Source organism: Streptomyces sp. NPDC002490 (assembly GCF_040296045.1).
Lineage (GTDB): Bacteria > Actinomycetota > Actinomycetes > Streptomycetales > Streptomycetaceae > Streptomyces.
The window spans coordinates 66,382-79,999 of the sequence record NZ_JBEOWM010000017.1; the positions used below are offsets into that span (position 1 = coordinate 66,382).

The 13,618-nt window shown below is 68.7% G+C and carries 12 protein-coding genes; 8 read left to right on the plus strand and 4 right to left on the minus strand.

Annotated elements, in window-relative coordinates:
* Positions 1 to 13 precede the first annotated feature (13 nt).
* The 6 genes from ABT092_RS13535 (at position 14) to ABT092_RS13560 (ending at position 5,871) form a co-directional block, all read left to right on the plus strand.
* Positions 14 to 1,297, plus strand: coding sequence for a carboxyvinyltransferase (locus tag ABT092_RS13535; RefSeq protein WP_351243300.1), 1,284 nt, complete (start codon positions 14 to 16; stop codon positions 1,295 to 1,297).
* Positions 1,294 to 2,517: a bifunctional UDP-sugar hydrolase/5'-nucleotidase gene (locus ABT092_RS13540; protein WP_351243199.1), complete on the plus strand. Its 1,224-nt coding sequence runs from the start codon at positions 1,294 to 1,296 to the stop codon at positions 2,515 to 2,517. The genes ABT092_RS13535 and ABT092_RS13540 overlap by 4 nt, the downstream gene beginning before the upstream one ends.
* Positions 2,514 to 3,053 (plus strand): dCTP deaminase, encoded by a 540-nt coding sequence (gene dcd, locus ABT092_RS13545; protein WP_351243201.1) that lies wholly within the window; start codon positions 2,514 to 2,516, stop codon positions 3,051 to 3,053. Before ABT092_RS13540 ends, dcd begins: the two co-directional genes overlap by 4 nt.
* The gene (locus ABT092_RS13550) at positions 3,050 to 3,586 is read left to right on the plus strand and encodes a dCTP deaminase (RefSeq protein WP_351243203.1); all 537 of its coding nucleotides are present in this window, start codon (positions 3,050 to 3,052) and stop codon (positions 3,584 to 3,586) included. The genes dcd and ABT092_RS13550 overlap by 4 nt, the downstream gene beginning before the upstream one ends.
* Positions 3,583 to 4,707: a glycosyltransferase family 4 protein gene (locus ABT092_RS13555; protein ID WP_351243205.1), complete on the plus strand. Its 1,125-nt coding sequence runs from the start codon at positions 3,583 to 3,585 to the stop codon at positions 4,705 to 4,707. The genes ABT092_RS13550 and ABT092_RS13555 overlap by 4 nt, the downstream gene beginning before the upstream one ends.
* A gap of 120 nt (positions 4,708 to 4,827) precedes the next feature.
* Complete coding sequence (locus ABT092_RS13560; protein WP_351243207.1) at positions 4,828 to 5,871, plus strand: serine hydrolase domain-containing protein; 1,044 nt, start codon at positions 4,828 to 4,830, stop codon at positions 5,869 to 5,871.
* Between the two features lie 10 nt (positions 5,872 to 5,881).
* Here ABT092_RS13560 and ABT092_RS13565 read toward each other — a convergent pair whose 3' ends face one another.
* The 4 genes from ABT092_RS13565 to ABT092_RS13580 form a co-directional block, all read right to left on the minus strand.
* Complete coding sequence (locus tag ABT092_RS13565) at positions 5,882 to 6,370, minus strand: ASCH domain-containing protein (RefSeq protein ID WP_351243209.1); 489 nt, start codon at positions 6,368 to 6,370, stop codon at positions 5,882 to 5,884.
* Positions 6,367 to 8,424, minus strand: a complete 2,058-nt coding sequence (locus tag ABT092_RS13570) for a GNAT family N-acetyltransferase (protein WP_351243211.1) — start codon at positions 8,422 to 8,424, stop codon at positions 6,367 to 6,369. Before ABT092_RS13570 ends, ABT092_RS13565 begins: the two co-directional genes overlap by 4 nt.
* Positions 8,425 to 8,898: 474 nt before the next feature.
* Positions 8,899 to 10,755, minus strand: coding sequence for an FG-GAP-like repeat-containing protein (locus ABT092_RS13575; RefSeq protein WP_351243213.1), 1,857 nt, complete (start codon positions 10,753 to 10,755; stop codon positions 8,899 to 8,901).
* Positions 10,756 to 10,808: 53 nt separating this feature from the next.
* A complete protein-coding gene (locus ABT092_RS13580; RefSeq protein ID WP_351243215.1) occupies positions 10,809 to 11,528 on the minus strand; it encodes a hypothetical protein in 720 nt (239 codons plus the stop codon).
* A 401-nt stretch (positions 11,529 to 11,929) separates the two neighbouring features.
* Here ABT092_RS13580 and ABT092_RS13585 point away from each other — a divergent pair, with 401 nt between their 5' ends.
* Positions 11,930 to 13,027: a hypothetical protein gene (locus tag ABT092_RS13585; RefSeq protein ID WP_351243217.1), complete on the plus strand. Its 1,098-nt coding sequence runs from the start codon at positions 11,930 to 11,932 to the stop codon at positions 13,025 to 13,027.
* 46 nt (positions 13,028 to 13,073) lie between these two features.
* The gene (locus ABT092_RS13590) at positions 13,074 to 13,568 is read left to right on the plus strand and encodes a hypothetical protein (protein ID WP_351243219.1); all 495 of its coding nucleotides are present in this window, start codon (positions 13,074 to 13,076) and stop codon (positions 13,566 to 13,568) included.
* Positions 13,569 to 13,618 lie beyond the last annotated feature (50 nt).

A 13,618-nucleotide genomic window follows, 5' to 3' on the forward strand; every position in this document is an offset into this window, starting at 1 on the left:
CGTCGCCGCCGAAGTGGTCGCCATCCGACCGGGTGCTCCCCTCACCGGGTCTGTGACCGTCGACGGTTCCAAGAACGCGGCGCTGCCCATGCTCGCTGCCGCCGCAGCCCTGCGCCGACCGGTGCGCATCAGTAACGTGCCGACGAGCACGGACGTCGAGACGATGCTCACCCTGTTGCAGCAGGGTGGCTGGCACGCGGCTCGCCCCGTCAGCGGTCCGCACACGGTGGTGATCCTGCCGAGCGACCAGTCCCAGCCGGATCTCGCTCCCGAGGTCGCCGCCCGCATCCGTGCCTCGTACTACCTGGTCCCCGCGCTGCTGAGTGCCTGCGGCCGGGCCCGTCTGCCCTGGCCGGGCGGCTGTGCCATCGGAGCACGGGGAATGGAGCAGCACTTCAAGGTCTACGAACGGTTCGGTGACCGCACCACCATCGACGACCGCGGCTACCTCGTGGAGGCGACCGCGCGCGACAGGGGGGCGGTGTCGGTCATGCTGCCGTTCCGGTCCCGCGGTGCGACAGTCGCCGCCATCCTCCGTGCTGTCGTCGCGGGACGGCCGCTGCGTCTGGGGCAGCCGAACCTCTCTCCCGAAGTGCTCAGCGTCATACGAGCGTTGGGGACGGCCGGTTGGGAGAGCCGATTCGACGAGAGCGTCCTCTCTCTCCACCCACCGGTGACCGTCCCGGAGGAGCCGGCCTCATGGCGGGTGCCGGGAGACAAGATCGAAGCGGGCACTCTGGCGTGCGCGGTCGCCGTCACCGGGGGAGAAGCACGGATTCTCGGTGTACACGGTCGAGACCTGGCGCCTCTGGTGGATGCCCTGCGTCTGCTCGGGTTCCCCACCGATGCCGATGACGGCACCCTGACCATACAGGCGCGGGGTGTCCGGCCCACGGGGAGATCGCTACATGCTGTCGCTTCCCTGGACCCCGGCGCCTTGGACGCCGATTTCGAGCCCCCGCTGATGGCCCTGACGCTCTCGTTGCCGGGCACGCACCTGTTCGCCGACTCCATCAATCCCGGCCGCCACGGCAACCTACTGCCCCAGTTCGCCCGACTTGGCGCCGAGGTCCACGAGCTGTCCCCCACCGAATGCCGCGTCACGGGCCCGCAGCGGCTGACCGGCGCCGGTGTGGAAGCCACCGACATCCGCACCGGCTCGGCCCTGGCCGTCGCCGGACTCGCCGCCCACGGGGTGACCACCCTCGGCGGGCTCGAACAGCTCCGCCGAGGCCACGCCGACCTGCCCGTGAAACTGCACACCCTGGGCGCCGACATCTGCGAGGTGATCCCGTGAACCGGCGGCTCCAGCAGATCGTCGCCACGACCGACGTCCACTCCGCCATCGGTTCCGCCGCCCCGATGCTCGCCTTCCTGCACACGGCCAGGACCGACAGCCTGATCGTGGACAGCGGCGACTTCTTCGAAGGCACCGGTATCTACCGTCTCGGCACGGGAGCCATCGAACGCGACATCCTCACAGCCCTCTACGACGTGGTAGCCCCCGGGAACCACGGCTGGCCGCACTACTTCGAGCCGGAGCTGCGGCGGATCACCGTGTGCGCGAACACGACCGACCAGGAGGGGGCTCCGATCTTCGATCGGGTGCGCATCGAACGTGTCGGGGGCCGTCGAGTCGCCGTCACCGCCGTCATCGGTCAGCAGGCGTTCGAGGCGATCCCCATCGGCCAGCGCACCGGTCACCGCGTCACCGACCCTGTCCGCGCGCTGCGCGAAGTGATGGCCGAGCACCATCACCACGCCGATGCCTGGGTGGTCCTGTCCCACTCGGGCTTCGAAGAAGACGTGAAGCTCGCCGGTTCCTGCCCTTCCATCGACGTCGTCTTCTCCGGGCACTGCCACAGCGATGTCCACGGTCCCGTGCGCGTCGGTGGCACTCTCGTGGTCAAGGGACGAGAGCTCGGTCTCGGGTACGCCACGACCTCGCCGACCGGGGACGGCTGGACAGCCCGCACCGGCCTCTTCCCCAGCCTCTCCGTGCTCCCCGATGCCCTCACCGGATTACGCGGGAGGATCTCCACCGTCGAACAGGCGCTTGCCCGCCCACTCGGCATGGTGAGGGAGCCGTACCGCGACGCTCCGCTGGATCGCCGTCGGCTCCTCGAAGAACTCACCGAACATCTGCGCACCGGTTCCACAGCGGACGCGGTCGTTCTCAACGAGACCGCCCTGCGCTCCGTGCCGCTCGGCAGCACCCTCGCCCTCGGCGACATCCTAGCCGTCGAGCCCTTCGACAACGTGCTCGTCCACGCCGTCCTCCCCGAGGAGCACGAGCAGGCGCTCGACGCGCTTACCAAGCGCGTCGGTCCGCTGGCCGTCCTCCCGAATCCGCTGCCACCGAACTCACAGAGCGTCCTGACAACCGGCTACCTCGCTGACAGCCACTTCGGCGGACGCGCCAACGAGACCGGTCTACGGCTGGGGCACACGGTCCGCCGCCTCCTGACCGACCGAACCTCCCAGCGCGCTGACCGCCCCGAGGGAGGTCAACGATGATCCTTACCGGTCCTGAGATCGACTCGGCCGTGGCCGACGGCCGCGTGCGCATCGTTCCCTTCGCACCGGACCAGACGAACCCCAACAGCTACAACATCCGCCTCGGCCCGACCCTGCTGACCTACACGTCCGAGGTCATCGACGCCCATCGCGCCAACCCGACGCGCTCCGTTCCGATCGGCGGGGACGGATACGTCCTCCAGCCGGGCGAGCTGTACCTCGGTCACACCGTCGAGGAGGTCGGCTCGGACCTCTTCGTCCCCCTCCTCTTCGGCCGCTCCTCGGTCGGGCGCCTCGGCTTGTTCGTCGAGATCACGGCACCGATCGGGGACATCGGCTTCCACGGCCAGTGGACGCTCATGCTCTCGTCCGTCCGTCCCCTGCGGGTGTACGCGGGCATGAAGATCGGGCAGGTCATGTTCTTCGCCACCACCGGCGCCGTCACCCCGTACCGCGGCAAGTACCAGGGCGCCGCCGGTCCCCAGCCCTCCCAGTACTGGCGCGACACGCCCCGTGGGGAGGCGGTGCCCTCGTGATCCTCACCGGCCCCGCGATAGCTGCCGCAGTCCGCGCGGGCGAGATCACCATCGCCCCGTACGACCCTGCCCGCCTCTCCCCCAACGCGTACGACTGGAGGTTGGGCGACACGATCCGCGTCTGTGACGGAGACCTGGACGCCGCCGTGGCCACCGCGTTCACCGAACGGATCATCCCCAGTACCGGCCTGGTCCTGGAGCCCGAAGCGCTCTACCTGGGCGTCACCCTGGAGAAGACGGGCTCGGAGAAGTACGCACAACTCCTCAACGGAGACCGCGCCACCGGAGCCCTCGGCCTCTGGGTCCATGTGTCCGCCCCGCTCGGTCACCAAGGGCACGCCATCCGCTGGACGCTGGAGATCCGTGCCGCGAAGCCCGTCAGGGTCTATCCGGGCATGACCTTCGGCAAGCTCGTCTTCCTGACCGCCTTCGGGACCCCGGCCAGCTACCAACGTCAGCACGCCAAGTACGCGGCCACGAGCGGCATCGACATCTCCCGCCTGTACCGGGAGTTCCCCCAGGGAGGGTCATGAGTCCCCTCGTGCACCCGAACGCGGGACCGATGGTCGCCACGTTCTTGGACCTTCCCGCCGGAAGCCCCGGCGGCAGCGTCGAACTCTTCCTCGACCTCTACACCGGGAACGAACCCCTGATTCCCGCAAGGGCCTTCATGCTGGCACCACCTGGTTCGCACCACCCTCACCTCCCGACCGGGCTCGACCTGCTGAGCGTGTCCGGGAAGTGCTTGGCAGGCCCAGGCTTCGGCCGCTATGTCGCGGCCCTGTGCCGGGCACTCGCCGAAATGATCGACCCAAGCCGGATCGATGTGCTGCACCTGCAACACCTGGCCTTCGGGGGGACCCCCGCCCTGCTCCGAGCGCTCCCCGCGCACCCCAGGATCGCCTTGGTCCACGGCACCGACCTGCTCTTCGCCGAGAACCACCGCGACCAGCTCCACGTCCTGCGCGAGACGGTGAGAGCCGCTGACTCCCTGGTGGTCCCCACCTCCGCGATGATCGACCGCCTGCTCAGGCTCGCCCCACGGACGGACCGCCGCAGGATCGCCCACATCCCCTGGGGCCTGCCCGACCGTCTTCTCACCAATCCGCCGCCTCGTCCCGACCGTGGCTCCACCAGCCATCTGCGGCTCCTGTACGCAGGACGCCTGTCAGTCGAGAAGGGCTTCGGCACCCTGACCAGGAGTCTGGCGCGCGTCCCGGGCATCGAACTGAGCATCGCCGCCCCCAGAGCCCAGTTCCACGCCCTGGCCCCATTGCTCCAGCGGACCGGCATACGGGCCCGGTACCTCGGTTGGCTCCGTCGCCCGCAGCTGTGGAGAGCCTTCGCCCAGCACGATCTGCTGGTCATGCCCTCGACCACGCTGGAAGCCATGGGGCTGGTGGCCCTGGAGGCCCAAGCCTGCGGCCTGCCCGTCCTCTACCAACCCGTACCCGGCCTCAACGAGGTCCTCGCGGCCTCCGGCATAGCAACGGACTTCACCGACTCCGTCGTGCTCGCCCGTGACCTCAACCGTCTGCGGAGCTCCCCTGGTCTTCTGCTGGCCCTGCGCCAGTCGGGGTATGCCAACGCCGCCCGCTACCCCCTTTCGAGGACTGCCCGGGCCCTGAAGGATCTCGGCGGTCAGCTCGCCTAGGTCACGCGGTCAGGCACGACGGGGACTCTCCCGTAGGCACTGCGCGGATCTGCGGGGACCCCGTGAGCCACGTCGCTAGGCTGAACCGGCGGAACGCCATCCGAGGCGAACAGGGAGACCATGACGTATCGCACCGACCGCATCGAGCACCTGCTGGACGAGGGCGTGCGGGACAAGGTCTACCCAGGTGCCGTGTGGGCCGTCGGCGACGCCACTGGCCTTCGCGCCCACGGCGCCACTGGAGTCCTCGATCCGGACGAGCCGGACGTACCGATGCGGCGGGACACCGTCTTCGACGCCGCCAGCCTCACGAAGATCATCTCGGTGTGGGCCTCCATCGGTGCCCTCTGGGAAGAAGGCAAACTCGATCTCGACGCCCGGCTCGACAGCTTCTGGTCCGAAGTCGGCGGCCATCCGCTCGGGGCCGCGACCGCCCGCCACCTCCTGACCCACACCGCGGGTCTCCCGCTCCGCGCCCAGCTCAAGAGCCTCTACGGCACCGACCCCCAGGACGTTCGAGACGGCGTCCTTCACGAAGCCCTGCACCGCCCGCCCGGCGAAGCGGTCGAGTACACCGATCGAGCCGCCCTCATCCTCGGCTACCTTGCCGAGCACCTCTCCGGACAGCGTCTCGACCAGCTCACCGCAGAGCGCGCCTGGCAGCCCCTGGGCATGGGCTCCACCCGCTTCGGGCCGCTACCAGCCGAGATCGCCGCACTGTGCGCGCCGACCGAGTTGGATCAGGCCGACGGTACCCACCTCAAAGGCACTGCGCACGATTTCTCCGCTCGGCTCCTGGGCGGAGTGTGCGGCATCGCCGGCGCCTTCACCACCCTCGACGACCTCGCCGCCTTCCTGCGGCACATGCTGGTCGCCTCTTCTTCGGCAGGGCAACCAGGATTCGGTCCCGCTTGGACCTCGGAGTCGCTGAGTGTGCAGACCGGCCGTCTCGAACCCGCACGCGGCCTGTTCTGGCACCCCGCCCCTGGCACCGCCCTCGCCGACGACGTCTGGGTCCACTACGGCTTCACCGGCACCGGCATGTGGATTTCACCCCAGCAGGGCCGCTGGGCGGTGCTTCTGACCAACAAGCTCTACTACACCCGCGATCGCCAGCCGCTGGCCGACGTCCGCAACGCCTTCTGCGGACTCGCTTTCACCTGACCTGCCGACGTCAGACAGGCTGGGTGGACACAACGTCGCTCAACACACCGTGCAGTGTCGCGCCGGACTCAGGCACAGCAGCAGCTACCTTCCGTAGGTCTTCGTCTGTCAGGTATCGATAGCTCTGGGGCGGATGGAAGGCGCCCGACGCACGGAGCGCGGCCAACGGCACCGGCGCTTCGAAGGCAACCGGCCCCTCCAGCGAAAGGCCGCTGGCCCGGGTCGCACCACTCATGTACTCGTCGTACTCGCGTCGGCTAATCCCGGCGCTGGTGCGACTGGCCGACCAGACCTCGCGAGGGGAGGCGACCTGCACAGAGGCGATCCGGGCCATACCCACGATGGCCATCGTGGGCGCGGTCGCGTAGAGAAGTACCGGGGTTCCGGGGGGAGCGGCGACGCGCTGACGGCGGACCTCGACCGTCTTTGTCCCGGCCAGGATCGCCGTGGCGAACCGAGGGTGGACGGACAGCAGCATCGCGCGCTCCGGATCGTTCACGTCTTTCGGTGCCCCTCTTCGTACACGGCCTGGAACAGCGCGTTGTCGATCCTCGAAAGTGAGATCACCGTGAACCTTAGTCCCAGCCCGTCAGCCAGCGCGGTCATTCTCGAATGCGTCACCGGTGTGGGAAAGATCTCCGTGTCCGAGAACCTCAACGCCATGACCTTGCCTACTGATTTGGCTGTCTCTCGCACTTCGACACGACCATATACGCCCAGGTGTTCGAATCGCGAGAAGAGGGTGTCCGGGTCGCCAACGACCACCTCGTCCAGTCGGGAGCAGCCGATCACCATCGAGCCCTGCTGCCCTGCGGTACCCCCACTGACATGCCAAAGGATCCGGCCAGGAACGCTCTCCCCACGAGGGCTGGAAGACCGGTAGTAGACGTGTTCACGGCTGATGCCGAGTACGTCCTCGCGCGGCATCAACATGGCTGGCACGTTGAACAGCTCCGTGGACCATCGGGGCTTGACCGGTGCGACGAAAGAGGGAAGCGCCGTGTCGACGAGCTTGGCCGGCCACCATACTCGCTCGGCCACACTGACGACCTCGGGCGACGCATGCGCGTCAAGACGGGGTGCCGTGCGTCCAACACGTGCTGCGATCTCCCCCGCCGCCGTGGAGACTGCCTCGGCCGTTCCGGACACATTGACGATGAGAGCGGTGAAGCTGCCCTCATCCTCGGTGAAGCCGTCGGCGCCCGCCGCCGACATGGCCACAGTGGAAAGGTGTGGATCGGTGATCCGTACGACCTGAGCTCCTCGTTCTCGCCCCAGCCGCTTCAGCATGAAGAGCACCTGCCGGGCCAGCGTCTGCTCCAACCGGTGTCCTGCGGTGCGCAGGAAAGCAACGTTCAGGGTTCGACCGTCCATGGCCCACACGAACAAGGCCACCGGGTGCCCCTCGCCATCCCTCAGCAGTTCCCGGCGCCACAACACACCGTCGGCCCCAAGGGCCTTCAACCGGCTCGCGAAGTCGGATCCGCCGCCGCCATCAGCCTGATCGAAGAAGGCGACTAGCTCTCCTTCACTTCCGACCCGTACCTCCTCAGCGGAGAACGCCGTACCCATGAGATCCGCCGGGCGGTAGACCTGGGCTTGACGGAGCTCATCCACGTGAAGGGTCACCATGGCTGGAGACACCACCCTGACACCCGCCGTGCCCCAGGCGATGTCGGCCACCCGCTCCAGCTCGGGGTCACGCGTCACCAGTACTTGCAGGCCCGCACACGACGTCTCGGCAACATAGCGCAGTCGACGACGAGTCTCCCCGTCGATCTGGATCTCGGGCAGCTCTTCCGCCACTGCCATGATCAACTCCTGTTGGCGGGACGCCACCGAAGCAGCATCAGGCGACGCTTCCCGGAGCCTGGGCAGACCGGCTTGCTGGTGATTGCGCTCTTCCCTGTTCTCGATCTCCCGCACGTCACGAAGGAGTTGAGGCGTGTACGTGAACTCGATCAGGTCCGCGAGCCATCCGGCCTCAAGCGCCCGGGATTCCTCGACGGCCCGCTCGGTGCCCGTACCGCGAAGCCCGGAGAAGACTGTGTGGTCGATGGCCACGACCAAGAGAGCGCTGCTCTCCGCCTCGGCGAACAGATCGTCATGACCAAGATCGAGCCACCAGGTGTCGAGGGTTTCCTTGTCACCACCTCGGCCAAGACCTTCACCCTTGGGCACAAACCCGAGGGCGCTCCACATGGAGCTGAGTCCGTAGTCTCGTCGGCACCGGGCTCGGATGCCGAGCCGGTGGCGCTGGCGACGACGAAGCTCCGCGATCAAGAGCCCGGCGATCCCGTTCCCCCGATGTTCCTCTGCCACGCACAGATGCACGAGACGCACGTGCTGACTGCGCTTGGGCAGCCCAAAGAGGGCGTAGCCGACCAGCTCTCCGCCATCCAGCGCGACCAACAGCCCCCCGTCATCTGCGTACTTGCGGTATGCGGGTGGTGTGAGCAATCCCAGTCGCTTCGTGTACCGGTCGCCCAAGGTGATCGCAGCGGCCAGTAGCTCTGCCTGCTCCCCCGTCGCCGGCAGCACATTGATCGTCATGTTCCCCTCCACTTCTCTGCGCCCGACAAATCACACCCCTCCCGCGCATACTGCCGAACCAGAACGACGTGAGGCCACCGATTGACCAAATCCGGCAAGGTCGGCTCGAATCACCACCCACAGCACGACGGCATGTCTGAGGGCGGCAAGGCTACGAACCTCTCCGCCCCGAAATCACCAGAAGTCTCGGCCTATAGCCAGCTGCCATACACGAAGTGACTGGTTAGGGCGTACCAACCCACCTGCGGCCAGGCGCCTTCTAAGCGCTTGGCCGCAGGTTCGAGTCCTGCCGGGGGCGCTCTTCCCTTCCGTCCGTGCCGTCCTCCCCGTCGGGAGGCCCGTGGCACCCGAACTCCCCGACGCCGTCGCCGCGTTCCCCCTGGACGTGCCGCCCCGCGGACGGGTCGTCCGCGGGGCCGCACGTCTCACCGGGGCGGGTCCGCCTCGGCGGCGCTCCGGCCGTTCCGCGAGCGGTTACCGGGTCCGGAAACGGCGGTGGAGGTTCCGGGCCAGGTACACGCCCGGGCCGCCGAGGCCGACGATGTCGACGCGGCCGTCGCCGGTGACGTCGGCGAGGAAGCGGGGGTGGCGGTCGACGCGCCAGCCGCCCGCGGCCTCGTGGTATCCGAACCCGCGGCACACCAGCTGGGCCCGTTCGAACCGGCCGTCGCCGCGGTTGTGGGACACCCAGACGCCTTCGTCGCCGAAGCCGACGACGTCGGGGTTGCCGTCGCCGGTGACGTCGGCGAGGAACCGCGGGTGCTTGTCGCCGCTCCACCCCTGAGCCGACCCGAAGTCGTTCAGGACCAGCTCCGCGGGTTCGAAGGTGCCGTCGCCGCGCCCGCGTGAGACGACGACGCCCTGCGGACCGAACCCGACGACGTCCACCGTGCCGCCCGCGGTGGTCCTGGCCAGGAACCGGGGGTGCTCCCCCACCGTGCTCCAGCCCTGGTCGACCCCGAAGTCGTCGAGGACGTACAGGGGGTCGGTGAAGGTTCCGTCCTCGTCCTGGAGGGACACCCAGACGCCGTCGTCATGACAACCGACCACGTCGAGCCGACCGTCACCGGTCGTGTCCACCAGGAAACGCGGATGCTCGCCGACGCGCCAATCACCCGCCTTCCCGCCGTGACCGAAGGCTCGGAGGGTCGGTTCCTCGGGAAGCGGGGCGAAGGTTCCGTCCTCGTCCTGGAGGGACACCCAGAGCCCGTCGTCATGACAACCGACCACGTCGAGCCGGCCGTCACCGGTCGTGTCCACCAGGAAACGCGGATGCTCGCCGACGCGCCAGCCGCCGGCCGCCGCTCCGTGGCCGAACGCCTTGAGGGCCGGCTCGCCCCCCGCGGGAGCGAACGTCCCGTCCTCGCCCCGGAGGGACACCCGCACCCCGTCGACGGCGAGCACGACCACGTCGGGCCGGCCGTTGCCGGTGGTGTCCGCGAGGGTCCACAGGTCCTCGGGGCTCGGGGAGGGCACGGGTCGGTGCAGGACGCGCTCGTCGTCGAAGGTGCCGTCGCCCCTGCCGGGCGATGTCACGGCACCCTTCGCGGAGTCGAGTCCGACGACGTCCGCCTGCCCCGTCCCCGTGGTGTCGGCGAGGAAACGCGCACCGACCCCGGCCCACCCGCCCGGCTGCCCACCGGGCAGGTGGGCGGCCCCGGCCGTGGTCCACCCGCCGGCGTCCCGGTCGCTCCCGAACCGGTCGAGGACCAACAGCACGTCGCTGAAGGAGGGGGTCGCCCCGGGGGCCGGCCGCAGCGCCGTCGAGCGGGTCAGCCGCCAGGACCGGCGGCCGTTCCAGTGGCTCAGCGGCGCCCAGCTCAGCACGGGATCGCTGGTGCGTTCGGGCTCGACGGGCACGAGGCGCCACCGCTGGCTCTCCGCGTTCTCGTCGTGCTCGCGCAGCACGACCCGGATCGCGTCCTCGCCCTTGCCGGGTCCGGGGTCGGCGAGGTCGAGGACGTCGCCGGCGGTGACCTCCTCGATGAAGTGCAGGCCGGCCGAGCCCTCGACGGGCACGACGCGCCACTGTTGGCTCTTCCTGCCCGCGACGGGGTCCGCCTGGCGGACCCCGCGGTCCGCGGTGGCGGAGCCCTCCAGGACCTTGCCGCTGGAGGCGTTGCGGATCACGTACGTACGGTCGTCCGACGACGGCCCGCCGTGCGGGGTCGGCACGGGGGCGAGCTGCCACCGTTCCGGGCTCGGGCCGTCGTCGGGGGCCGCGCGGACGACGAGCGTCCCGTCCGGGCCGGGCGCTGCCCCGGCGCCGAGGGGCTTCCCGGTGGCGGCGTTGACCAGCTCCAGCTTCAGTTCTTCCGTGGGCACGGGCATCGTGGTGCCTCTTCCAGGCGGTTCGGGCGTGGGGTCCGGGGCGGGGTGGCGGCTCAGGTGAAGACGTGGTGGTAGGGGACGTTCCACTCACTGGGCAGCCGCGGGTAGAACGTGTTGATGACCGTGCCGGTGAAGTCCCCGCCCCAGTTGTAGGTGAGGCGCGCCTCGCCGTCGGCCGTGACGGCGTGGTCCTTGAGGCCGAGGATGGCGTCGGGGTGGGTGATCGGCACGAAGGTGATCCCGCCCCAGGGCGTCACCGTGACGACCCAGAGCTGGGTGTCCTCGGACGCCCCGTTCTTCCCGCGCCACTTCTCGCCGACCTTGCCGGGAAGGCCCACCTGGAGGGTGTCGGCCGTGCTCTTGGGCGCCTCCTGGTGGACGGTGACGCGCCGGCGCTGCGGCTTCGGGGCACCGTCGTCGCCGCGGCCGGCGTCGGCTTCGGCCGCGCCGGCGGGCGGGGGCGTCACCTGGCCCGCTGCGCTCTCGATGAAGTACAGCGGGCGCTGTCCGAAGAAGCCGCCGGGCGTGAGGTACCAGAGGTGGCCCTGCGCCTCCTTGGTGGCCGGGTCGAGCGCGGTGGCCAGCTTGACCCCCTTGTCGTGGCTCTCCTCCTTCAACTCCGCGGGCCGCAGATAGCCGCCGTTGAAGGCGTGGACGAGCATGACCGGCCGATTCTCGACCAAGGCCGCCACGATGGCGTTGTCATAACTGTTCACCGCCACCGGACCGCCGACCACCAGATTCGCCATCGCCGTGCGCTCTTGGGTGTACATCGCGGAAACCTCACCTGTTTCTGAATGGGGAGAACAATGCTCCGGGATCAGTTTCAGTGGTCTATCACACGGCATTGCCGAAACCCCAGCCACCTTCGACCGAAACACCCCCGAAAGCGAATGCGCGACCGAAATAAATCCCCTCAAAAACGGCAACGGTCGAGGCCACACCACCCATGGGAAGGAATATCGAGGAATATCTTCGATCATGCAGCGAGTAGTGACGCCTCGAACCCCGCATCCGAATCGAAGATCAGCGTTCACCCGATCGGGCGTACCACCCAGAGACGCCTTCCTCGGAAATTTCCGCCCGTGCTAGCTTCGATTTGCGGAACGCGCACACATATCCCTCCACATCCACTTCGCCGAGCGCGGTTCCACCAGATCAGTCGAGGACGGAAATGCCTTCCCACGCGTACAACCTGGAACGGTCCACGCGTCAGCCGCTGACGAAGAAGAACCTGCGGGAACTCAACATCGAGCAGACCTGGAAGTCCATCCTGGACCACCCCAACCTGGTCTACGTCGACGACTACGGTGCACGGCACAGGCCCATCGGGTTCTCCTTGAACAAGTCGAGTTTCGGCACCTTTCCCGGGTCCGCGTACCAATTGGGCTGGCTCGCCTACATGAACCTCGGGGAGCCGCTGATCGAGGAACGGGGCAACATCACCCAGCCCCCGCCCGACACGTTCTCCGCACGGACCTACGTCAACCGCAGTTCGACGTCTCCGATGACCTTCACCGACTCGGTCGACTTCACGGTGTCGAACGGGGTCACCTGGTCGCTCCACGGGGACGCCAAACTCACCTTCGGCGGCAGCGTCAGCACCTCGCTCCAGCTCCAGTTGCAGAACCAGCTCCGGATGGACCTCCAGGCTCAACTCCAGGCGCAGTGCCAGAACGAGATGTCGAACAGGAACTCGGAGACCATCACCAAGAAGAACAGCAAGGACAACATCGGGACGGACGCCGCCACCGCCACCGAGGTGGCCACCCGGAACGCCGCGACGAACTCGGCCACCAACACGGTGACGAACTCGGTGGGATTCACGACCACCGGCAGCGCCACCGGCACCGCCTCGCTCAACGCCCAGTTGGCCCTGGGCATCGCGGCCACCGTCGGGGGCTCCCTGACCACCAGTTGGAGTTCCCGGTCGCAGGTCTCGGGAGAGGTCCCGCCGGGTTCCCGCACCCGGGCCCTCGTCTCGCAGCGACGCACCCGCAAGGAGTACGCCTACGAGATCCCGGTGACCTTCTCCGGTCTGATCGCGGTGCGGTACGCCGTCCCGGTCACGGTCCTGGCACCCCCTCAGTCGGGGGACTACCCGGGGCTCGACCATCTGGTGGCCCGCGACATCGACGACATCGACCTGACGCCCGGAGGCTTCCGCATGAAGGGGCTGGCCGAGGTGGTCTCCGCGCTGGAGGTCCACCACACGGTGTTCGACGCCGAGGGCCTGACCAGCAACCAACAGACGCTGCACAAGCAGCCGTGACCGGGCGGACCGCACCGCTCCACCACCACGACCAGGGGTGACGACCATGGTGTTCGACAACGTCTTCGGCTCCGCGCGCAAGGGCTCGGGCCTCTTCTCGGTGACCACCGACGCGACCAAACCGCAACCGGGCGCGGGAGTGGACTTCGAGGATTCCGAGGACGACACGTACGACGACACGAGCACGAGCCTGTTCAACAACGCGATCCACGGGGCCTGCTCCCGTGCGAAGGTCGTGCGGGAGGAGTCGCCCGAGGCGCGCGCCGTCCTGGGCTTCCTCGGCGCCTTCATCCAGACCACCCAGGAGTCCGCCGGTGCGCAGGCGCAGTACGCCCGGGACCCCGGCTCGGCGGCCACGGCGGCAGCCGCCGGCATGCAGGAGTCGAGTACGACGGTGACGGAGCACAGCGGCCTCCAGAAGGATCCGGACCTGGAGAGCAAGCCGAAGAAGAGCGACTTCAGCCAGCCCCCCAAGACGCCCCCGGCCCCCACCGCGGAGAAGCCGACCGCCGAAAAGCCGCCCAACTCCCAGAAACAGTAGGCCGGGAGGTTCGAGGGGCCGGGGCGGCTTCGCCGCCCCGGCCCCTCCCG

Bases quoted from the DNA above. Each gene is read 5' to 3' on its own strand.
- ABT092_RS13570 (WP_351243211.1), bottom strand. From the start codon at position 8,424: ATGACGATCAATGTGCTGCCGGCGACGGGGGAGCAGGCAGAGCTACTG.
- ABT092_RS13580 (WP_351243215.1), bottom strand. From the start codon at position 11,528: ATGTACACCCAAGAGCGCACGGCGATGGCGAATCTGGTGGTCGGCGGT.
- ABT092_RS13585 (WP_351243217.1), top strand. From the start codon at position 11,930: ATGCCTTCCCACGCGTACAACCTGGAACGGTCCACGCGTCAGCCGCTG.
- ABT092_RS13590 (WP_351243219.1), top strand. From the start codon at position 13,074: ATGGTGTTCGACAACGTCTTCGGCTCCGCGCGCAAGGGCTCGGGCCTC.
- ABT092_RS13555 (WP_351243205.1), top strand. From the start codon at position 3,583: ATGAGTCCCCTCGTGCACCCGAACGCGGGACCGATGGTCGCCACGTTC.
- ABT092_RS13575 (WP_351243213.1), bottom strand. From the start codon at position 10,755: ATGCCCGTGCCCACGGAAGAACTGAAGCTGGAGCTGGTCAACGCCGCC.
- dcd (WP_351243201.1), top strand. From the start codon at position 2,514: ATGATCCTTACCGGTCCTGAGATCGACTCGGCCGTGGCCGACGGCCGC.
- ABT092_RS13560 (WP_351243207.1), top strand. From the start codon at position 4,828: ATGACGTATCGCACCGACCGCATCGAGCACCTGCTGGACGAGGGCGTG.